Source organism: Streptomyces sp. H27-H1 (assembly GCF_026627445.1).
In the GTDB taxonomy this organism is placed as follows: Bacteria; Actinomycetota; Actinomycetes; order Streptomycetales; family Streptomycetaceae; genus Streptomyces.
In genome coordinates, this window is record NZ_JAPNLJ010000014.1 from 25922 (window position 1) to 45104 (window position 19183).

At 68.6% G+C, this 19183-nt stretch carries 19 protein-coding genes and 2 pseudogenes; 8 read left to right on the forward strand and 13 right to left on the reverse strand.

Annotated features, from left to right (window positions below; genetic code table 11):
• Positions 1-26: 26 nt before the first annotated feature.
• Positions 27-380 carry a PRC-barrel domain-containing protein gene (locus tag OTB20_RS17185; protein ID WP_267818478.1) on the reverse strand — a complete coding sequence of 118 codons (354 nt, stop codon included), beginning with the start codon at positions 378-380 and terminating at the stop codon, positions 27-29.
• Between the two features lie 421 nt (positions 381-801).
• Positions 802-1227, reverse strand: a complete 426-nt coding sequence (locus tag OTB20_RS17190; protein WP_267818480.1) for a hypothetical protein — start codon at positions 1225-1227, stop codon at positions 802-804.
• An 835-nt stretch (positions 1228-2062) separates the two neighbouring features.
• On the opposite strand from OTB20_RS17190, the gene OTB20_RS17195 reads away from it, so the two are divergent.
• Entirely contained in the window at positions 2063-2332 is a 270-nt protein-coding gene (locus tag OTB20_RS17195) for a helix-turn-helix domain-containing protein (protein WP_267818481.1), read from the forward strand.
• Between the two features lie 330 nt (positions 2333-2662).
• Here the strand turns inward: OTB20_RS17195 and OTB20_RS17200 are convergent, their stop codons facing one another.
• From OTB20_RS17200 to OTB20_RS17220, 5 genes are all read right to left on the reverse strand, one after another.
• The gene (locus tag OTB20_RS17200) at positions 2663-2860 is read right to left on the reverse strand and encodes a hypothetical protein (protein WP_267818483.1); all 198 of its coding nucleotides are present in this window, start codon (positions 2858-2860) and stop codon (positions 2663-2665) included.
• A 228-nt stretch (positions 2861-3088) separates the two neighbouring features.
• Positions 3089-4837, reverse strand: a complete 1749-nt coding sequence (locus tag OTB20_RS17205) for an FG-GAP repeat domain-containing protein (RefSeq protein ID WP_267818485.1) — start codon at positions 4835-4837, stop codon at positions 3089-3091.
• A 1119-nt stretch (positions 4838-5956) separates the two neighbouring features.
• Positions 5957-6091: a hypothetical protein gene (locus OTB20_RS17210; protein WP_420716426.1), complete on the reverse strand. Its 135-nt coding sequence runs from the start codon at positions 6089-6091 to the stop codon at positions 5957-5959.
• A 389-nt stretch (positions 6092-6480) separates the two neighbouring features.
• On the reverse strand, positions 6481-7296 hold the full coding sequence (locus tag OTB20_RS17215) for an oxidoreductase (RefSeq protein ID WP_267818487.1): 816 nt from the start codon (positions 7294-7296) through the stop codon (positions 6481-6483).
• A gap of 211 nt (positions 7297-7507) precedes the next feature.
• Positions 7508-8194, reverse strand: a complete 687-nt coding sequence (locus tag OTB20_RS17220; RefSeq protein ID WP_267818489.1) for an SDR family oxidoreductase — start codon at positions 8192-8194, stop codon at positions 7508-7510.
• A 112-nt stretch (positions 8195-8306) separates the two neighbouring features.
• On the opposite strand from OTB20_RS17220, the gene OTB20_RS17225 reads away from it, so the two are divergent.
• A complete protein-coding gene (locus OTB20_RS17225) occupies positions 8307-8879 on the forward strand; it encodes a TetR family transcriptional regulator (RefSeq protein WP_267818491.1) in 573 nt (190 codons plus the stop codon).
• Positions 8880-9412: 533 nt separating this feature from the next.
• Here the strand turns inward: OTB20_RS17225 and OTB20_RS17230 are convergent.
• Positions 9413-9982 carry a TetR/AcrR family transcriptional regulator gene (locus OTB20_RS17230; RefSeq protein ID WP_267818492.1) on the reverse strand — a complete coding sequence of 190 codons (570 nt, stop codon included), beginning with the start codon at positions 9980-9982 and terminating at the stop codon, positions 9413-9415.
• Positions 9983-10302: 320 nt separating this feature from the next.
• Positions 10303-11802, reverse strand: coding sequence for an MFS transporter (locus OTB20_RS17235; RefSeq protein ID WP_267818494.1), 1500 nt, complete (start codon positions 11800-11802; stop codon positions 10303-10305).
• A 207-nt stretch (positions 11803-12009) separates the two neighbouring features.
• On the opposite strand from OTB20_RS17235, the pseudogene OTB20_RS42775 reads away from it, so the two are divergent.
• From OTB20_RS42775 to OTB20_RS17245, 4 genes and pseudogenes are all read left to right on the forward strand, one after another.
• Positions 12010-12216: pseudogene (locus tag OTB20_RS42775) on the forward strand (helicase associated domain-containing protein); the annotation flags it as partial.
• A 77-nt stretch (positions 12217-12293) separates the two neighbouring features.
• Positions 12294-12461: a hypothetical protein gene (locus OTB20_RS42780; RefSeq protein WP_420716435.1), complete on the forward strand. Its 168-nt coding sequence runs from the start codon at positions 12294-12296 to the stop codon at positions 12459-12461.
• Positions 12462-12464: 3 nt separating this feature from the next.
• The gene (locus tag OTB20_RS42785) at positions 12465-12767 is read left to right on the forward strand and encodes a helicase associated domain-containing protein (protein ID WP_420716427.1); all 303 of its coding nucleotides are present in this window, start codon (positions 12465-12467) and stop codon (positions 12765-12767) included.
• 546 nt (positions 12768-13313) lie between these two features.
• Positions 13314-13967 carry a hypothetical protein gene (locus OTB20_RS17245; protein WP_267818496.1) on the forward strand — a complete coding sequence of 218 codons (654 nt, stop codon included), beginning with the start codon at positions 13314-13316 and terminating at the stop codon, positions 13965-13967.
• Positions 13968-14312: 345 nt separating this feature from the next.
• Here OTB20_RS17245 and OTB20_RS17250 read toward each other — a convergent pair whose 3' ends face one another.
• Positions 14313-14651 (reverse strand): MerR family transcriptional regulator, encoded by a 339-nt coding sequence (locus tag OTB20_RS17250; RefSeq protein ID WP_267818497.1) that lies wholly within the window; start codon positions 14649-14651, stop codon positions 14313-14315.
• Between the two features lie 925 nt (positions 14652-15576).
• Between OTB20_RS17250 and OTB20_RS17255 the strand changes: the two genes are divergently transcribed.
• Together OTB20_RS17255 and OTB20_RS17260 are read left to right on the forward strand one after the other, a co-directional pair.
• Positions 15577-15891 carry a hypothetical protein gene (locus OTB20_RS17255; protein ID WP_324290385.1) on the forward strand — a complete coding sequence of 105 codons (315 nt, stop codon included), beginning with the start codon at positions 15577-15579 and terminating at the stop codon, positions 15889-15891.
• 842 nt (positions 15892-16733) lie between these two features.
• Positions 16734-16997, forward strand: a complete 264-nt coding sequence (locus tag OTB20_RS17260; RefSeq protein ID WP_267818499.1) for a hypothetical protein — start codon at positions 16734-16736, stop codon at positions 16995-16997.
• A 235-nt stretch (positions 16998-17232) separates the two neighbouring features.
• On the opposite strand, the gene OTB20_RS17265 is transcribed toward OTB20_RS17260, so the two are convergent.
• The 3 genes and pseudogenes from OTB20_RS17265 to OTB20_RS17275 form a co-directional block, all read right to left on the reverse strand.
• Positions 17233-17562, reverse strand: a complete 330-nt coding sequence (locus OTB20_RS17265) for a helix-turn-helix domain-containing protein (RefSeq protein ID WP_267818500.1) — start codon at positions 17560-17562, stop codon at positions 17233-17235.
• Positions 17563-17665: 103 nt separating this feature from the next.
• Positions 17666-18064 (reverse strand): hypothetical protein, encoded by a 399-nt coding sequence (locus OTB20_RS17270; RefSeq protein ID WP_267818501.1) that lies wholly within the window; start codon positions 18062-18064, stop codon positions 17666-17668.
• Between the two features lie 612 nt (positions 18065-18676).
• Positions 18677-19089: pseudogene (locus OTB20_RS17275) on the reverse strand (transposase); the annotation flags it as partial.
• Between the last annotated feature and the right edge of the window lie 94 nt (positions 19090-19183).

Genomic DNA, 19183 nt, shown 5'->3' on the forward strand with positions numbered 1-19183 from the left:
CTGCCGGCAGGGGCAACACGGTGCTCCTACATGTGCGGCATGTTGTAGTACCGGCCGAACTGCTCAAGGTAGGTGGGCTCGCTCGTGTGCTGGGCCTCGTCGAACTCGGGGGCGTCCTTGATCTGCTCTTTCGTCCGGTCGACGTAGACCGTCTCCTGGACAGCGTCGATCAGCGTGATGGTCCCGGCAGGCAGCAGGACGTGCTTGCCGAAGATCCACACCCCGGTGTCAACGACGAGGTAGGACGCACCGACCTCCTCGGAATGCTTACTGATCTTCCCGATGCTGCCGTCGGTGGCCTCGACCTTATAGCCGATCAGGTCGGTTCCCTGCTGGTACCCAGTGGTCGGGCGATAGCCCCAGATGTCGAACTCGCTCACAATCAAGCCTCTCCGGTAGGTGATGGTTTTGGAGAATCTGCCGGATTTGACCAGAGATGAAACGGAAGTGTGCAACTCCCACCCGGCTGCCTGCCCTTCGCGCCAACTGAGCGAGGGTCAGCCGGCCGCCGGCCCCGGGCCGAACCGCGCTACGTCCTCCCCGGAGCGGAGTGGTCAGGGAGCGGGCGGCGAAGAGCCCTTCCAGTCAGCGGCGCTGCTTGTACGGGAGGGTGAGCAGCTCTTCGCCGTCCTGCTGCAACACGTCGAAGACCACGAAGTGGCTGGCAGAGCGGCCGCGGGGCGGGCGCCCCCGGGCGTAGGCGGCTCGGCGCCGGTGACGTCACCGCGGACGACGACCTGCGGGTGGATCACGACGTAAAACGGTGGGCTTGTTCGACTTGGCCAGCGCCCGTTTCCTGGCTCAGCGGCAGTCCCTGGCCGAGGCAGGCCGGCGGCTCCCCGACGAGCGGTCGTCCTCTACCGCCACGTCGTGGGGCCAGAGACCGTGCTCGATGAAGTGCGCCACGGCCCGGCAGGCGACAGGGAAGGGGACGGTGTCCCGATTGAGATACGTGTCGATCTGCCCGTTGGACATCGCGTACCCGCCGGAGTCGCCCTTGCTCTTCGGATCGACGAGGTGCTCACCGGGATCACGTGCGTGGTCGAGCAGAGCGACCACCGCGCGCTCGCCGTTGGTGATCACGGACAACAGCTGGCCCTGGCCATCCTCGAACCACGTCTCGTTGCTCGCCCAGTCCAGCCTGTGTACGAGCAGCGTGCGGGCCTCCTGACCGGTGTAGCCGTCAGAGACAGTGCCCCGCAGACGCCAGCGTTGTGAAATGGCCATGGGATTCTCCGATCTGGCGTGTCCGGCAAAACCGGAGATGCAGGGCCGGCAACGTTGGGCCAGCACATGATGTGCAGCAATTGTCACACCTGAAGCCTGAGCGACCTGCTGGCCGACGACAGGGCTTCGGCGAGGGCGTTGGCGAGCCACCGCGAGATGTCCCCGCCTCGTTTGATCTTGGCGGTGGGCGGGTCAGCAGGCGTTTGGCGCTGCGCGTGCAGTCCGTCGGTCATGGACAGTGCAGACGGACGGCATCTGCCGGTCCGGGGCGCAATAATCACCCGGTCGTCGCTCGGTCCCCGCAGGCCGGGACCTCAGCTCGGCCGAGGGGTACTCCCACCGTCGGCTGCGCGCCATCGACGCCCCCACCGCCGATGACAACGAACCTCATCCGTCTCATGCAGGAGAGGCGAAGTCGAGATCCGCGGCGGCCTGGATGTCCGCGTCCATGTTGATCTCCATCATCTGCAGAGCGCTCTGTGAGGGCCTCATCGCCTCCGCCGGCTAAGCAGTTGATTTGACTCCACCCGCTCCCGGTACGCGATGTGCCCACGTTGGAGCGTCGCCGAGCTTGAGTACCTGAACCTGCGAGGTGTTCGTGGGGTGTGAGATGCGAAGGGTTGTGCGACCTGAGCATCGAATTCACCCCTGCATGAGGTCGATTCACCTATCTGGCGGCGTGCCTGCCTGGGCTTGGGCGGCGGTGGTGGGGCGACACTTGCAGGAACGTTCAGCCCTCCCGCAGAGCCCGTGAAACGGGCCTGGCCGCGCCCGTGGTCAGGGCCTCGTCGGCTGCTGCATCAGGGCTAAGGCAGTCGGAGGTGCATGTCCCGTGGTGGCTGATACAGATCCACTCATCAGGCGGCGCTGGCTGGGGGCCGAGCTTCGCAAGCTACGCGAGTCCAAGGGCATCAAGTCCGCCGAGGCAGCAGCCCTGCTCATGGTCTCCCAGCCAAAGATCAGCCTGCTGGAGAACGGCCACCGCCGGATCAACCCGCGTGATGTCCGTGATCTCTGCCGGATCTACGGAGTCCAGGACCAGCAGGTCATCGACGCACTCATGTGTGAGGCCAGCGAATCGTGCCCAGCGGGCGCTCCGAGGTAGCCGGCCCTGGCCCCCACCTCGTGACGCAGCCGCGTTGAAACGCAGCGGATGTCAGAAGACCCCGCCCCGGTCAACGGCCCGGTCGGTGCTGATCTCCGCCACCAGGTCCGCGGGCGGACCAGGACCGCGTCCAGGACGTCACGCGGCCCTCATGCCGCCGTGAACCGCGCCCCCTCCCACGGGTGTTCGGAGTCGGGGGCGACCAGGTGCCCGGCGACGCCGCGCGCCGCGTCCGGGCGCAGCGGGACCGTACGCCCGACCGCGCGGAGGCGGCCCGCCTGGTCGTGGCGGGCGAGGATGAGGAGTGGGCGGCTGGCAGGGCCGGTGACGTCACGGCGGACGACGACCTGCGGGTGATCCGCCCCAGGTCTGGGAGAGCACCGGGCCGCCCGGTACGAGTGAGGTGAAGAGCAACGCCCCGTGTCGGTCGATTTTCTGCTCGAAGGCCAGCGAGCCGGCCGTCTTGGGGGTCGGCATCGACTCGGCGGCTTGCGCGAGTATCGGCGCGATCGGCGGGGACAAGACCACTCGGGATGGCCTCCTCGCCGGCGCCCGCACCTCACCGCGACCAACATGACCCGGATGAACCGGCGAGTACCCCGGAAGGCTCAACCTAATTACTCGGTACTAATCAACGGGCGAACGCGGTGCCCCCTTTCGGGGGGCGTCCCGGCACGGCACCGCGCCCCACCGGAGGAATCCGGTGGGGCGCGGTGAGGGGGCACCGGGGTGTCGCCCGCGGTGGGACGGCACGGATCAGATCAGGTCGGTGAACTGGTTCCAGCCCGCGCCCAGGGCGGTGCGGGGCTCGTAGGTGGTCGCGGGGTCGAGCAGGGTGCGGCCGCTCGCGGTGTACAGCCAGAGCGTGCCCTGGGAGTCGCGGGCGACCAGGTCGGACAGGCCGTCGGCGTTCAGGTCTCCGGGGGAGACGATCGCGGTCATGTCCTTCCAGCCACTGCCGACCTGGACCGGCTGCGCGAACGGCATGGCCGTGTCGCGGGTGCCCTGGTACAGCCACAGGCGACCGTCGGTGCCGCGGCCGACCAGGTCGGGGAGGCCGTCGCCGGTCATGTCGCCGGCTCCCGTGATCCGGTCCAGGGAGTTCCAGTTGCTGCCGACCTTGAGGCGGTTGTAGAAGCCGGTGCCGGTGCCGCGACCCGGGTACAGGTACAGATCGCCGCCCTTCTCACGGGCCAGCAGGTCGCCGCGGCCGTCCCCCGTCAGGTCGCCGATGCCGATGACGGTGTTGTAGATGCCCCAGCCTGCGCCCAGGTTCACGTCACCGGCTTCGCGAAGCGCCCACAGCTGACCACCGGCGGTGATCTTGAGGACGTTGCCGTCCGCGTTGGTGCCGAGCCCCGAGGCGTGGATCAGGGTGTCGGTGCTGCTCGGGACCTGACTGAACGCGTAGTAACCGACCGGCCCCTCGAAGCGGTTGCGGCCGCTGGAGAGGTACCGCGACATGGAGCCGCCGGCGTCGCGGGCGATCAGGCTCTTCTTGCCGTAGGCACCGTTCGGGGAGTCGTCACCGGCGAAACCGAGGAAGTGCGGGAACTCCAGGTCGTAGGTACCGGTCTGGCTCAGCTTGCCGTTGCCCAGGCTCGTGTAGACCAGCGCGCCACCGTCGTTCATGCGGGCCAGGAGCCGGACATTGCCGTCCTTGTCGCCCTGGGCGAGGACCTGGTCGAACTGCTGCCAGCCGTGGCCGATCTGGACGGGGGCGCCGAACGTGTCGCCGGGCTTGCCGGTGGAGGGCCGGAAGTACAGCAGACCGTCCGGGGACCGGGTGATCAGGTCGGCCAGGCCGTCCTTGTCGAAGTCGTAGCCCGTGACGAGGTTGACGAGGTTCCACTGGTTGCCCATGACCTCGATCGGGTCCGTGTACGGGCTGGTCGTGTCGGCCTTGCCGGTGCCCGCGTACAGGAAGAGCCGGCCCTTGGTCGTACGGGCCAACAGGTCCGGGCGGCCGTCGCCGGTCAGGTCGCCCGCCCCCGCCACCTTGTTGAACACGTGCCAGCCGCCGGAGGCCCAGCCGGTCGGCGTGCTGCCCTTCGTGGTTGCGGTGTGCAGCTGGATGCCGCCCAGGGTGTTGATGGTCAGGAGCTCGGGGCTGCCGTTCCCGTCGAGGTCGCCGACCGGCACGACCTCTTTGTGCTCGGCGACGTTCTTGATCTCCCCGGCGATCGGGAACGCGGCGGTGGCGCCGGAGCCGTAGCGCACCGACCAGCCGCCCCACACGTTGCGCAGAAGGAAGTCGTCCTTCCCGTCGCCGTCAATGTCCAGGCGCGGGGAGACGGCCGCGGCCGCCTTGGCGGCGGTCTTGGCCTTCGGGGCGGCGACGGCGCCACCCGGCTGCGGGACGGTCTGCGCCGCGGCGGACGGCTTGCCGGGGACGACCGGCGGCTCGGAGGCGAAGGCCTGACCGGTGGTGATCATCCCGGTGACCAGGGCGAGGGCGGTGCAGGTGAGCACGCGGAAGCGACGAGAGGTGGCGCGGGCGTTCATGAAGATGTCCCCCAGGACTGCTGTCTTGACCTCCCCCCCTGGGAGGCAAGATGAAATGTAGATCATGCAAAACCACTGGTGGAAGAGGGTTTTGAGAGGTAGCTGAGGCTGCGGCAGCGTGGTGACGGCGCTATGACGAGCTCGTGACAATCGGGCCGGGAAGGGGTCGTTCCGATACCAGGGCCGACACGCCGACCCGGGCCTACGGGGCGGGGGGACCTGACGCAACACTTCCCACAGCGGTCGGGAGCCAGCGGCCCATTGAGCGAGGACTTTGCGGTCCACCATTGCAGGCGTTGGTCCTTCGCGAAGTCCACGCGGCCGTCGGTCGCGTCGGCGGCCATCTGCTGCGATGGCATGGCGTCGGTGCGCTGCGCTAACAACGTGGTGCACGATTACGTCGGCCGTCCGCAGTGCAGGATGGCCACCATGCGTGCTCCCTTCGACCGCCCTGAGCCCCGCCTGGTCCCGCCTGGTCCCGCCAGGCGAATACCCCCTGTGACACGAGGCTCTCGCTCTACTCAACCGCGATCTGGCGATGAGCGTGCCGGAGCAGAAACTCCTCCAGCTGCCGGCCCTTCCCCCATACGACGAGGACGAGCCGGAGAGCGTCTACGTCGCTTTAGCCAACGGTGAGTGGCACGGCAATCCTTTGGATCCGGACTCGGCGGAGAACCTCGCCCTCGCCCTGGCGGCCATCGCCGACGCCGCTCAGGAGACCGTCACCGAGCGGCTCTGGCGGGCGTGGCCGCTCTGTACCGAGCACGGCCTCGGCATGCATCCGCTAGGCGGACGGGCGGCTCTCCTGGTGGTGCGCAGGCGAGCGCCTCCGGTCCGGTCCGTCCCACATCCGTGCAGTTGTGGGCGAACTCGACGCACTCGTACGCCCGCGCCGCCCCAACCGCAAGCGGCGGCGCCAGAGCTGACGACGCGGTGTGCCAGAGCCAGTGTGGGCGTGCGGTGACGTGAGGGAGGCCGGGCCGTGCGAGTTGGTGTTGTTGTAACGCAACACCTGGCCAAGGACCTCTTTGAGAGCAGCCGTACCGCCCGGCGCCCCGTCATAGAGGGGCTGCCCGCGTCCAGCGGCGTCCCGGCTGCGCGCTGAGGTCCGGCCGTATGTCAGGCCGCGGTGGAGGCCGGCGGGGTCAGAGGGCCGGCGGCCCGGTTTTCGGCGTTGTCGCGCTGCGCTTCCTCGAGCTGGCCTTCGAGGATCATGATGCGGCAGGCGGCTTCGATGGGGGCGCCGTGGTCCACCGCAGCGCATCCTTCGCCTGGCGGCATTGCGGCAAGGCGCCGGCATCGTTGAAACGGGCGCATCACTCACGAGACCGTTGCCGAGCCGGTCTCGCCGCCGGTCTGGCCTCCCCCTCGGGCCAGGACTGCCCGAGGGCCTACAGGCCCGCCGCCCCGGCGCACCAGGCGGAAAGGGGACGAGTCGCTGCTGCGCCGCTTGCGGACAGGGCCACGACTACCTCCCGCCCAGCCGTCGTGCCGCCACCCCGCTCGTTCAGGTGGGTTGCGCGGACGAGGGGCGAGTTCGGCGGTCGTTTCCAGGGCTTAGGCGAGGCGCAGCAGGGATCCGATGCCGAGTGTGGCAGGGCGCGTGTCGACGTACTCAACCGCCGACTGTCCTGCAGGGGATCTCAGCCTGCCAGCTTGTTGAACTTGCGGATCTGCTGGTCGAAGACCCGCGCCGGAGCGAGGCGGCGCAGCACGCTGAGGCGCCTGGCGAAGGGGCCGGCGGTGTAGCGCTGCTTCGGCTTGGGGGTGGTGGCCGCTGTGACGATCGTGTGGGCGACGGTGGCGGGGGCGTCGCCGCCTTTGACCGCTTGGGCTACTACCTGGTCAGTGACGCGCCGCTGTTCGGCGTAGACCGGCAGCGGCGCGTCGGGCTGCACGATGTTCCCCTCGAACGCCGTGTTGGTCCCGCCGGGCTCGACGAGGAGGACTCGGACGCCGTGCTCGCGGACCTCGTGGTCCAGGGACTCGGAGTACCCCTCGACCGCGTGCTTGGAAGCGACGTAGACGGCCATGTAGGGCTGGGGGATGAAACCGTAGATCGACGACATGTTGATGATGCGCCCGCGGCGCTGGGCCCGCATGTGCGGCAGGACGGCCTTCGTCATGCGGATGACGCCGAAGAGGTTGATGTCGAAGACCTGCTGGTCCTGGGCCAGAGAGGTCTCCTCGGCGGCACCTGTCGAGCCGATGCCGGCGTTGTTGACCAGGACGTCGATCCGGCCGAACCGTTTGATGACCTGCTGGACCAGCGTGGTGACCGACGCGTCGCTGGTCACGTCGAGGTCGAGGAAGGTCACGCCGTCGCGCGGGGTGACCTTGGAGGTGTCGCGGCTGGTGCCGACCACCTCGAAGCCGGCTTCGACGAGCGCGAGGGCGGCGGCTTGCCCGATACCGGATGACGCCCCTGTGACGAGTGCTACCGGACGGTTCGTGGTCATCATGAACTCCTGGAGAGTTGATCGTTTTCGGGGTGGTTCCACGGGCATGTGGGGCGTCGGCCGGCAGTCGGGGCCCTCCTTCGGGCAGCGGTGTCCCCCTTGCTCGCGACGGCCTTCCCCGGCCTTCGCGCGGCCCTTCCCGACACAGGCCAGGGCGCTCGGCCAAGAAGGCCCTCATCGTCGCCTCCCGTCCTTCTCGGCGGCCTGGCACTCACGACGCGGTCGGCGCCAGCGCCAGGCCCTGCTTGACGATCCGGGTGACGTCGTCGGCGAGGATTTCGGGCAGGCCCTGCTCGATGGCGTCCAGGGCCTGGACGGCGACGTCGGCGGGGTCGGCCTTCTGATCCGCCGGGACGGCGCTGGCCATGTCGGTGTCCATGTACCCGACGTGCAGTGCGGAGACGGTGATTCCGCGGGGTGCCAGCTCCTCGCGGGCGGCGTTGGTCAGCGCCCAGGCGGCGGCTTTGGCCGCCGCGTAGGCGCCGAGGTCGGCGGGGTGGAGCCAGGACAGGACGGACAGGACGTTGAGTACGGCGCCGCCGCCGTTGCCCTCGATGACCGGGGCGAAGGCCCGGGTCACGGCGAGGGGACCGAAGAAGTTCGTCTCCATCTCCAGGCGCACCGCGTCCGGGTCGCCCCCTATCAGGGGGGTGCCGGTGGAGATTCCCGCGTTGTTCACCAGCAGCGTCGCGTCGGAGGCGAGGTGCGCCGCGGCCCGGATGGACGCCTCATCGCCCAGGTCGAGGCGCAGCGGGATGACACCGGCCAGGTCCACGGACTCGGGGCGGCGGGCCGCGGCGTAGACGGTGGCTCCTCGCTCCAGGAGCTGGGCGGCCATGTGGCGTCCCAGTCCTCGGTTGGCTCCGGTGACTACGGCGACCGCGCCCTTGAGTTCCATGTCCGCTCCTTGTGTTTCTGCCGCCCGAGGACCGGGCGACGTTTAGATGATGACTGTAATCTAACTCGAGTCTAAGATAGATGGCAACCGACATCCAACTGGGAGGTGGCCGATGGGCCGCGTGTCACAGACACAGGCGCAGGAAAACCGGCAGCGGGTCGTGGAGATCGCCTCCCGGCTGTTCCGCGAGCAGGGCACCCACGCCAGCGTCGCCGACCTCATGAAGGCCGCCGGCCTGACCCACGGCGGCTTCTACAAGCAGTTCGCCTCCAAAGCGGCACTCATAGACGAGGCCACCACTCACGCCTTCGGTGAACTCGCCGAGCTCCACACGGCCGGCCTCGAACGGCACGCCGGACAGCGCGAAGCCGCCCAGCGGGAGCTGATCGACACCTACCTCTCCGTCGGGCACCGCGACAACGCGGCAGGCGGCTGCCCCGCCGCCGGGCTCGCCGCCGACTTGGGACGCGCGGCCGACCCCCAGGAAGCTCATCGCGTCTACGCCGAGGGCGTACGGGCCTTCGCCGACGCGCTCGCCACTGAGGACCAGGAGGGCATCACCCGGCTGTGCACCATGCTCGGAGCCCTCGTCCTGGCCCGCGCCACCAAGGACTCCCCGATCTCGGAGGAGATCCTCACCACCGCACGCGCGGCCCTGACAACGGCGAGCGCCGATCCGGCGTAGCTCCCGCGCTGCGGCCGTCGGCCGCCCGGCCTAACGGCGCGTCGCATCACATCGCGCACGGTTACGCAGGCCAATGCCCGGAGTACAGCAAGGTCGCCGCGCGCGTTGGAATAAGCGCCGCCGACCGGCCGACGGAGGGTCGGCGTTCGGGCTCTGCCAAGAATTCCGTGAAGCCGATCATGCTCCTGCACGCTGGTGACACCCCGTCACCCACGGCGTGATGCCCGCCAAGCGTGAGGAGCTACTGAAGACGGTGTTACCGCACCTGAGCAGGGGGATGGTGGAGCAAGTGAGCCCCGAGGCGGAGGGTTACGCATCGCGGCCAGAACATTGGAGTCGGTGCCTGCGCTGCGCCCGGAGCCGCGGGGCATTGTCGACGCGACGGCACAGCGGACACCGGTGCTGTCTTGCGGATGGCGCGGGCGGCGGGCGGCGGGCGGCAGGTGCGCATCGAGCCGACGATCCGCCGTCTGTTCTGCGACGCGCCGTGATGCGTACGGGTGACCTTCGCCGAGCAGGTGGGGGGCGAAGCGTCAGCCCATGTGCGCCGCATCGAGCAGGGTGGTCACCGTGGGCGCGATGAGCCCTGTCAGGTTGTCGGCGCCGATCCCCGCGCGGGCGCTGGCGCCGTCGAAGACCAGGGTCAGCTGCCGGGCCAGCAGGTCGGGATCGCTCGCGCCACCCTGTTCGACCTCGGCACGGAAGAAGGCTTTCAGGTTTCCCTTGATCCGGTGTGCCACCTGGCTCGCGGGGTGGCTCTGGTCCTTCAGCTCGATCTGGACAGACAGGTATCGACAGCCTCGGAATTCGGGCGCGCCCGCCTGCAGTTCCACCTGTTCGAAGACGTGCAGGATCCGCTCGCGGGGTACACGGTCGTCGTCCGCCGCAGGCAGGAGCCCGGCCACGAAGGCGGCGGCGCGTTCCTCCAGGCTCGCCGCCAGCAGTTCGTCCTTGCTCTCGAACAGCTGGTACATGGAACGCTTCGACACCCCCGCCGCCTTGCACAGCGCGTCGACGCCGATGCCGGCACCGTCTCGGTAGGTGAGCGTGGCCGCCGCCTCCAACAGCCGCTCGCGGGAACTTGGCTTCACATTGGTGGTCATACTGCGAGGTTAACTCGATTCCGGCGAAATGGAAACCGATCGGTTTATGACGCTTCGCCGGGACGGCCTTCGCGCCATCCACGGCCGAGCGGGCACGTGCGTACGTTCCGCTACGCCCGGGGTGCGGCGCAGCCCCTTGCGGTCGCTCCCCTTGACCGCGACCGGCACCCCGCAAACCGATCAGCCATCAGAACGAAATACAAAAGTGCAGGTCAGGTGATGCCTGACCTGCACTTTAAAAGCGCCGCCTTCGGGATTCGGACCCGAGACCTACGCATGGCGAGGTCGTCGTCGTGGATTTTCCCGTGGGTACGACAGCCTCAGTGGGCGATGACGGGCTCGCCCTCCGACGCCGCCAGGGCCGTATGGGGGATCAGGAGCGCTGCGAGTACCGCACCGACCACGAAGAACCCGGCGCCCCACGCGAGAGTGGCCGTGTAGCCCTCGACTCCGGCCTGCGCCGCGGCCAGCGCGCCGGGCTTGTGCGAGGACAGGTAGTCGGTCGCGGCCGATGAGGCAATGGTGGTCAGCAGTGCCGTGCTGATCGAGCCGCCAATTTGCTGGCCGGTGTTGATCAGTGCCGAGGCAACGCCCGAATCCTCGTGGTGGATGCCTGCGGTCGCGCCCTGGAACGCGGTGGTCATCACCCCGCCGAGGCCGAGACCCAGCAGGATCAGGCCGGGCATGATGTGGGCGGCGTAGGTGCTGTCCAGCCGGAGTTGGGTCAGCAGGGCCATGCCGGCTGCGGCGACCAGGAAGCTGGCACTGACCACGACCTTCGGGCCGACCCTGGGCAGCAGCAGAGCAGGCGCCGTGGTCGACGCGAGGACGATGCCCCCGACCATCGGCAGGAACGCCAGACCGGTCTTGATCGGCGAGTAGCCGAGGCTGGCCTCCAGGTAGTAGGTCAGGAACAGGAAGATCGAGAACATTCCCATGCCGATGACGAACACCGCCAGGAACGAACCGCCGCGGGTGCGGTCCCGTACGAGTCGCAGCGGCAGCAGCGGATGCGCGACCCTGGTCTCCAGCCATACGAATACCGCGAGCAGCACCACGCCGACGATCATGGAGCCGAGGGTGACCGGGTTGGTCCAGCTGGTGGATTCGACGTGCGCGAACCCGTAGACGATGGCGAACAGCGCGGCGCTCACCACGGCGGTGCCCGGAATGTCGAGTTTGGGCCGCTCGGTGATCGCAGGCTTGGCCAGCAGCAGCAGCGCACCGACCAGCGCGACGGCCGCGAAGACGACGTTCACGTACATCACCCAGCGCCACGACGCCCATTCGGTGAGCATGCCGCCGAGCAGTAGCCCGATCGCGCCGCCCGCACCGGCCAGCGCGCTGAAGATGCCGAAAGCCTTCGCCCTTTCGGCCGGTTCGGTGAAGCTCACGCTGAGCAGCGAGAGTGCCGCGGGCGCGAGCAGCGCGGCGAAGAGGCCCTGGGCCACGCGTGCCGCGACGAGGATTTCGAAGCTGCCGGCCGCGCCGCCGACGACGGACGCGCCCGCGAAACCGATCAGGCCGACCACGAAGGTGGTACGCCGGCCGAACAGGTCACCGAGTCGGCCACCGAGCAGCAGCAGGCTGCCGAACGCCAGGGCGTACCCCGTGATGATCCACTGCCGGTTGCCGTCGCTGAAACCGAGGTCATGCTGTGCTGCGGGCAGCGCGATATTCACGACGGTCGCATCGAGCGTGACCATGAGCTGCGCCACGCCCAGCACGACAAGCACCCACCAGCGCATGGCATGTGAGCCGCGGCGGCCCGAGTCCGTTGTCCCGGAGGCAGGCGCCCCGCGATCGAAGGTGGTAGTCATGTCTTCCCTTTGTCGCTGGTCATAGGCCGAACACCGATCGGAAACCGATCTGTTTCCACCTAGGAAAACAGATCGGTTTCCGCGGCGCAAGCGGGCGGGCACCCTCTGCCCCATGAGCGAGTACGCCTCCCTCGGGCTCGGCACGCTGGAGAAGGCGCACACCGCTGCTGGCCTTGGGGCCTGGGACCTGGGACCTGGGACCTGATCGTGGTCGATGAGACGTCGCACTTCGACGTCGCCTGGGAGGAGGAGGGACTGGCCGCTGCACGCGGGTGGGCCGCCGAGCACGGCCATCTCCTGGCGCCGCTGGACGCTGCCTTCCAGAGCGCGGCGGTGGGGATCTGGCTGAAGAACGCCCGGGGCGCCGCGCGGAACGCGCAGGAGATCGAGGAGCGGCGTGCCGAGGGGCTGCCGGTGGAGTCGTCGGCCGGAGCGATGACGAGGAAACGGCATGAGCAGCTGGAGGACATCGACCCCGCGAGGTGCCCGGTGTGGCCGCGGTCATGTGGCAGCGCTGCTTCCACCTCGTCCGACTCCACCTCGGCACCGGAGCGACGCCGCCGACCACTGCGGGCGAGGTCGTGCGCCAAGGCGAGGACCGCGGCCGGTGGGTCACCACCGTCCAGCACGGGTGGGACCAGCTCACCGGAGTCCAGTAGTGGATGTGCGCGCAGATCCTCGGCATCGAACCCGCCACCGAGGAAGAGAAGCCGAAGCGCCGCACCAGCCAGGCCGACAAGTGGGCCATGCACTACGCCGCCTCCGCCCAGCACTTCGCCCGCGAGGGACACCTGACGGTCCCGCGCAAACACGTCGAGACGATCACTGTGGGTGGGGAGGGCGAGGGCCAGGCGCAGCGGGGCGTAGAGCTGAAGCTCGGGATGTGGGTCGACAACCAGCGCCGTCGGGCTGCCACACTGGCGCCGGAGCGGATGGAGTTGCTGTCCAAGGTGGGGATGCGGTGAGCGTGATGGGCGTCGTCACCGCGGCCGGCTATCTGCTCGGGCGGGGGCGCCCGTGGCAGCTTCTGGGCGCCTGCGCGGGCGATCAGGTGCGCTTCACCGGGCCCTGGCCCACGTCGTCACCGTGCCGTGCGCCAGCTGGCGGGTGATGCGCGCTCCGATCACCGAGGCGCGGGCGCCGGTACCCGTACGCGATCCTCGCTGGTTCACCAATCCAACCCGGACAGACAAGGCACAGCGTGAGCTAGGACCAGCACGACGCGACGCGCACGGCCAGGACTGGCCGGTCCTGTGGGAGGCCCGGGGGCCTGGAAGCGGGGAGGGGGGTGCTTCCGGGCCCCGGGAAGCCGCCGACCGCGGGGGCGGGTGCATTTGTTCGGCGACATCTGATTTAACTATTCTCCCGCCACCACGTCACGGGCATGGGTCAGGCTGGATGGACCGGGGCTGGCCCGGTGATATCGCGGCATGCGGCAGTCCCCCGTTGCACGGCCGGATGCTGATCGAAGTCAGGCGTCGACACCATCCAAGGAGGGAAGGGTGGCGGTCATGACCGAGCACCACACGCGGGAGCATGCCTCCAACCCGCACCAGGACCGCGAAGAAGCCGTCCTGGAGCGTTACCTGGAGGACTTGCGCAACCGCGTGGGCGAAGAATGCTTCGAGGTAGTGGTGCGGGCGGTGCAGGACGCCTGCCGGCGCTTGAACGGTGAAGGGCAGGTACTCCTTGACGTGCCGGGCGAGGACGGCTGGACCCCTGGGCTGCAGCGCGAATGTCTCAGCCTCCTGGCCGTGATGATCACCGGAAAGCTGGACCATCACCTCATCGAACGCCCCGGACCCGGGCGCAGCACAGGCTGGCTGGTAGTCCAAGCGGACACAGAGCATTCTGCGCCCGCATCGCCGCCGCTACCGCCCCAAAGCGATCCCGCGGCACAACCACCCGGGAATCCCAACCAGTCCGGAATCCAGTCTCCTGCGCTCCAAGGCCCCAACATGACACTGCCGCCGGCCACCCACACGTACCCCGCGGCGATGGTCGACACCGGTACACGGGCACTCATCGAACGGATCGTCACCGCTGTCCGCGACGGCCAGGACCAGCAGGTCCAGGAACTGATCACAGCATTCGCCACCGTCGCAGCCGGCCCCGCAGACCTGTACCTGCTGCACGCCCGCCTCCGCGACCCCACGGCAGAGTGACCTCCAGCAAGGAGACCTCGCCCACGGCCACGCACCTGGCGGGTGGGGGGAGGCCCGGCATGTCACCGTGCGCCAAGCCCCCTGTGAGCCCCCGGCTCAAGACAGATCAGGGCCGCGCGATCGCGCGGCCCTGATCGTGTGCGTCACAGATCCCGCCGGGCCCGAACGAAGCCACAGCAAAACGCCCACGCCAACGGCGTGGGCAAAGGGGAACTTCCGAACCACGACAGCTGACCCAGACGGTACACGCGACAACCCGCTGTCACCAGGGGAAACGGCTACACGCCACGCCCGGGCACAGGTGCGCGCAGGCCCGCCGAAAACACGGCGGGCGCCCGCCGCAGCTCAAACCGCGGCCGTCGGATTCAACGATTCAGCAGCACACCGATATCCGGCGTTGATTCGCTGGGCCTCCTCGAGCTGGTCCTCGAGGACGATGATCCGGCAGGCCGACTCGATCGGGGTGCCCTGATCGACGAGCTCCCGGGCACGCGCGGCGATACGCAGCTGGTAGCGGGAGTAGCGGCGGTGCCCGCCCGCCGAGCGCAGCGGGGTGATCAGGCGGGCCTCGCCCAGGGCGCGCAGGAAACCCTGGGTGGTGCCGAGCATCTCGGCGGCCCGGCCCATCGTGTAGGCGGGGTAGTCGTCGTCATCAAGCCGGCCGAACGAGTCGTCTGCTGTCATTGCACCTCTCTGTGAAACGCGTGGAGGGGCCCGGGTGCATGTGGCACCCGGGCCCCGAAGGAACTGCTACACCATCTGCCGGCCCTCATCCTGCGCCGGCCTTCTGTTTCCGCCGACCCGACTGATACTCCGTCGGGGGTGCGGGGATCGCGGTTGCTTGACCGGAGACCACCTCACTAACGATGTCCTGCGGTACCCGGACTCAACACTCCGCCCGGGCGATCCTGATGATGCTTAGCCCCTCCGCTCTTTCCCTCTGGATCAATCACTTGCCATACAGGAACTGCGTACTGCTGATACTGCGAACTGCTGGCAACGCTGCACTGCTGTAACGCGGGTGCTACATCTACTGCTGATACTGCGCACTGCTGTGTGGCCTGCGGTAGCGCCACTCTTCGGCAGCCAGCCCCGTCGCCGATCCTGCGTCTGCTCTGGCTTAGAACCCCACTGCCGAACCTCCCGGTGCGCGCGCCCGCAGCCGACGCCTTCACCGAGGAACTACCCACTTCACTTCACTGCTGGGTACCGCGAACTGCACTTACTTTGGGTACTGCCAGTACTGCCACTGCGTTAACTGCGGTCCTGCATGGCGGCCCCTGATCACTGCGGGCCACCCGGTCCGGTCGTCAGTCCCGTCGCCGTCCTGCAACCGCTCTGGCTTCGGAACTCCACCACCGCACCGTCCTGCGCACTGCAACTGCGTGTACTGCGGGTACCGCTCTGCCCGGCAGTTCGTGTCTGCCAGGCCCTGCTGTCTCTCTGGGCTACGAGAGAAACCATAACCACACCACCGCCCAATGTCTACTCCGGCCGTCAGAGGTTTTCGCGCGTTCGACAGAGAGGTAATTGACCTCGAACAGCACGGGGCATAGGGCGGCCACTGCCCGCTTGACCAGTACAGAGCGGGGCACAGGAACGGGGCAACATGCTGGGCAGGACGACGTGCGAGCAGAGTCAAGGGGAGACCGGATGGGCACGATGGGCACCGACCTCGCAGCCGCCCCTTCCTCTGCTTTCCCCGCCAGCGCACGCGAGCGGCACCCGGGTCTTCCTCGACACTCTGGCCCGTCCGCTCCCCGGCGAAGCCGAGCAATCCGTGGTCCTGGTCGCCTCGGAGCTCGTCACCGACGCCCTGCGGGGAGGCTTCGGCTGGCCCATGGTCAACCGCCTCGCCCCGGCCACCCACGTCACCGCCACCCCCGGCGGCGGCAAAACCGCACGAGCCCTACTCCCCCGCTAGAACCCACCACAACGCATCCCCCGCCTGGCGGCATTGCCGCCAGGCACCGGCGCCGTTGAAACCAGCGCATCAATCGCGAGACCGTTCCCGAGCCGGTCTCGCCCCCGGCCCTGGCCTCCCCACGGCCAGAGCCGTCTTCCTTCCCCACACCGCAGCCATAACCACGGCGGGCGAACACGGGCAGCGGCCCTGTCCATGCGGGCAAGCCCCAGCTGCCGCCGACAGCGGGGGCTTGCCCAGGATCACCTACGGCTTGCCCACACCTGTCGGCGGGAGGCTTGCCCGGGGATCAGGGGGCTTACCCGGCGGAAGCGGGAGCGCCAGCCGCGGGCCTTCCGCTCTGGTAGGACCTGCTCCTGGTGCGGATCACGCCGAGCCTGGCTTTCTACATGTCGAAAGGTTCTGGCTCAACTTCTGTGGTGCCGGCTCGACGCTCGGTTCACCAGGGTGCTGAACGCTTGAAACCAGCAGGTCACTCCGTTGGTCCGAAGCGAGCACGGGCACGGACGGCGCAGCTCCACAGAAGCTGTGCCAGAGCCTGTCGAAGAGCAGCGTTTCGACAGTAGTTCGGGAGTCACCCTGGCCGTCGGCACCGAGCCGTTGCTCACGACAACGGGAGTCACCACCCATCGCCGGGACTCACGCTTATGGCCTGGGCGCCGCCGGGGCCGGGCCCGGCCGCAGGGGAACATCAGCGCCGCACGCCGTCGGACGAGACCTCTGCACGACACGGCAGCTCCGGGGGCACTCCTCCCCGCATTCGACATGGCCGCGTGCTAGGGATAACAAACAAAGAAGCCCAAAATGAGAGGTATACGACGATGCGCACAACTCTTCTCCGCGTGACGACCGCACTGGGCGCCGCGACGGTGCTGGCTGTCTGCGGCGCCGGCACGGCCAGCGCCGACGACACGGGGCCGGGCCATTCTGTGGGTAGCTCCGGCTTCGGTAACTCGGGCGTCGGCAACGCGGGCGCTCTCAACGACGGCCTCGGCAACGCAGGCATCGCCAACTGGGGTCTGGGCAACGCGGGCATTGGCAACACCGGCATCGGCAGCCACGGCATCGGAAACTCCGGCATCGGCAGCTCCGGCATCGGAAACTGAGGCAGGCCCACGGCCAAGCACCACCGCGTCACACGACGCGCCTGGCTGACCTCGGGCCGGCCCACCCGGGCCCCCTTCCATGAGCGGCAGGCCCGGGTGCCCGGCGCGGAGCAGCTGACCCACGAGGACGGCTGACCGCGCGAGCAGAATCGGCTTCACCTGGTTGCACGAACACCAGGACGCCGCCGCCCCCCATGCGGCCCACCTGGCCGCATGGGGGGCGGCGGGTACGGCTTCAACGCCGGATCGCGGCCCACTGTGGCTCGCTGCCTTCCGCTCTCGTTCTCGTTCTCGTTCTCGTGAACATCGACATCCCGGGCACCAGGGCGGGAAACCCGCCCGCTCGGTAGTGCCGGACCCACTGGTCCAGCGTGCTGCGGACGACCTTCACCCATCGGCCCAACGGATCGGTGTGTTCCTTCTCTGCCAGTTCGCGGGCGAGTTTCCCGCGCTGGCGTGTCGTGAGCTTCGTGTCGATCAGGTCCTGGATCAGGCCGTAACGGAACAGGCCCATCTGCCGGGCCCTCTCCGCCCGCCCACGGTCCTCATCCTCGTTTGGTGACATAGGCAACCCACCTCGCGTCTCGAACAGAGCCCGCCGATTCCCCGGCGGACACGATCAAGGCTTCCGGCACCTGCCGATCCCGCCCAGGGGCGGCCCGTGGTGATCAAATGGCTGTAGAAGGCGAGGTCAGCAGCCTGCCACCTATCGCCCGTCCGGCGAACTCCCACCGCGACACCGTGAGCATGTGCGGCCACCTCGCTGCGGCTGCCCGGTGCGCTGCTGCCACCGCTGAAACGGCATCGACGAGCGTCAACGGCGCCGCAGCCGGCATCACTGGGTCATCGGCCAGCGCGACCAGGACGACGGTGAAATGCCGTCGGACGTCCTCCGCCCGCCCGGCCAACGCCCGCAACCAGTCGCGGACCGTGCCCTCGGCCAGGCCCAGGACGGCGGCGACTCGGCCGTGCCCCATGCCCAACGCGGCTATCTCCAGCCCGGCCCCGATCACCACGGCCGCATCCGCCCGCCGCGCCCAGAAAACCTCCGCCAGCAGCACGTGCATGACGCCGCAGCCCGAGCAACGCGTACAGCGCGGCCGCAGAAACAGCCTCGCTCCCAGATCGCCCCGTACTTCCCGGGGGCGGCCATGACCCCACGGTGCCAGAACCGCCCCACATGGCGGGCACGTCAGCCGGCCGGCCCGCAGCTGTCGCTCTACCAGCAGCGGAACCTGTGCAAACGAACCGGCGGTCATGCCCGGATCACCCGGTCAGTAGCACCAGATTCCGATCAGCCACACGCGTCTGGAGGGGAGACTGTCCCGAATTCGGTACGCCAGTCCGGCAGATCCTTGTCCAGCCATTCCTCGACCGTTCGCCGCCACGGGTCGGGGGAGTCGCCGCCGGCGACATCAGCCCACGTGTCTTCCGCCAACTCCGCATCGATGACCAGGCTGTCGAGGTAGGCGTCGAAGCTGTCAGTGACCTTGGTGAAGACACCTTTCGACAGGTATCCGGGCCAGGAAATGCCATGGACGAAGGTGTGGAGCTGGCCATGGGTCGCCGGATTCAGGTCCAGAAACAGGGTGTCGCTGCCGCCGTTGCGGGCAATCGGCAGAAGGCCCGCGAGCGAGACCTCATCGGCGAGCCCTCCTTCACGGCTGCGGCGGTAGGGGCAGGCCGCAGGCGGAAAGAGACAGCACCATCTCGTCGACGCCGGTCAGCCGGCGCTGCCGCTTCTTGAGATCTGCGGCTCGAACGAGCCCTCCCGGTCCCTCGGGACCTCGAGCACCACCGGGCCGACCTCAGTCACCACGGTCTTGGACCGGGTTCCGTTGCGGGTGTTGCCCGAGCCTGCCTTCTCGTGCTTCTCGTGCCCGAGATGGTCAGGGATCTCGCCTTCCAGGGCCGACTAGAGGATCCTCTTCCTCAGCTGCTGCAACATGCCACCCTGGCCGGTCAGCTTGATCCCCTCGGCCTTGGCACGGTCCACCAGCTGACCGATCAGCTGGTCATCCGAAACGTCCGGCGCCAAGCTGGCCGGCTGTACTTCCACCACGGCCTCCGCCGACACGGTCACGTCTGTCATCAGGTGTCACTTCCTGTTAGAAGATCCACCGTCGACCGTACAGACCCTCAAAAGCCCAGGCCCGACTTCCGTGGGCTCTTCCCGGGCACCGAGC

What these genes read in the sequence shown, in the direction of transcription:
- OTB20_RS17190 (WP_267818480.1), bottom strand. Translation starts at nt 1,227, where the DNA reads ATGGCCATTTCACAACGCTGGCGTCTGCGGGGCACTGTCTCTGACGGC.
- OTB20_RS17205 (WP_267818485.1), bottom strand. Translation starts at nt 4,837, where the DNA reads ATGAACGCCCGCGCCACCTCTCGTCGCTTCCGCGTGCTCACCTGCACC.
- OTB20_RS17215 (WP_267818487.1), bottom strand. Translation starts at nt 7,296, where the DNA reads ATGACCACGAACCGTCCGGTAGCACTCGTCACAGGGGCGTCATCCGGT.
- OTB20_RS17220 (WP_267818489.1), bottom strand. Translation starts at nt 8,194, where the DNA reads ATGGAACTCAAGGGCGCGGTCGCCGTAGTCACCGGAGCCAACCGAGGA.
- OTB20_RS17225 (WP_267818491.1), top strand. Translation starts at nt 8,307, where the DNA reads ATGGGCCGCGTGTCACAGACACAGGCGCAGGAAAACCGGCAGCGGGTC.
- OTB20_RS17230 (WP_267818492.1), bottom strand. Translation starts at nt 9,982, where the DNA reads ATGACCACCAATGTGAAGCCAAGTTCCCGCGAGCGGCTGTTGGAGGCG.
- OTB20_RS17235 (WP_267818494.1), bottom strand. Translation starts at nt 11,802, where the DNA reads ATGACTACCACCTTCGATCGCGGGGCGCCTGCCTCCGGGACAACGGAC.
- OTB20_RS42785 (WP_420716427.1), top strand. Translation starts at nt 12,465, where the DNA reads ATGTGCGCGCAGATCCTCGGCATCGAACCCGCCACCGAGGAAGAGAAG.
- OTB20_RS17245 (WP_267818496.1), top strand. Translation starts at nt 13,314, where the DNA reads ATGACCGAGCACCACACGCGGGAGCATGCCTCCAACCCGCACCAGGAC.
- OTB20_RS17250 (WP_267818497.1), bottom strand. Translation starts at nt 14,651, where the DNA reads ATGACAGCAGACGACTCGTTCGGCCGGCTTGATGACGACGACTACCCC.
- OTB20_RS17255 (WP_324290385.1), top strand. Translation starts at nt 15,577, where the DNA reads ATGCTGGGCAGGACGACGTGCGAGCAGAGTCAAGGGGAGACCGGATGG.
- OTB20_RS17265 (WP_267818500.1), bottom strand. Translation starts at nt 17,562, where the DNA reads ATGTCACCAAACGAGGATGAGGACCGTGGGCGGGCGGAGAGGGCCCGG.
- OTB20_RS17270 (WP_267818501.1), bottom strand. Translation starts at nt 18,064, where the DNA reads ATGCACGTGCTGCTGGCGGAGGTTTTCTGGGCGCGGCGGGCGGATGCG.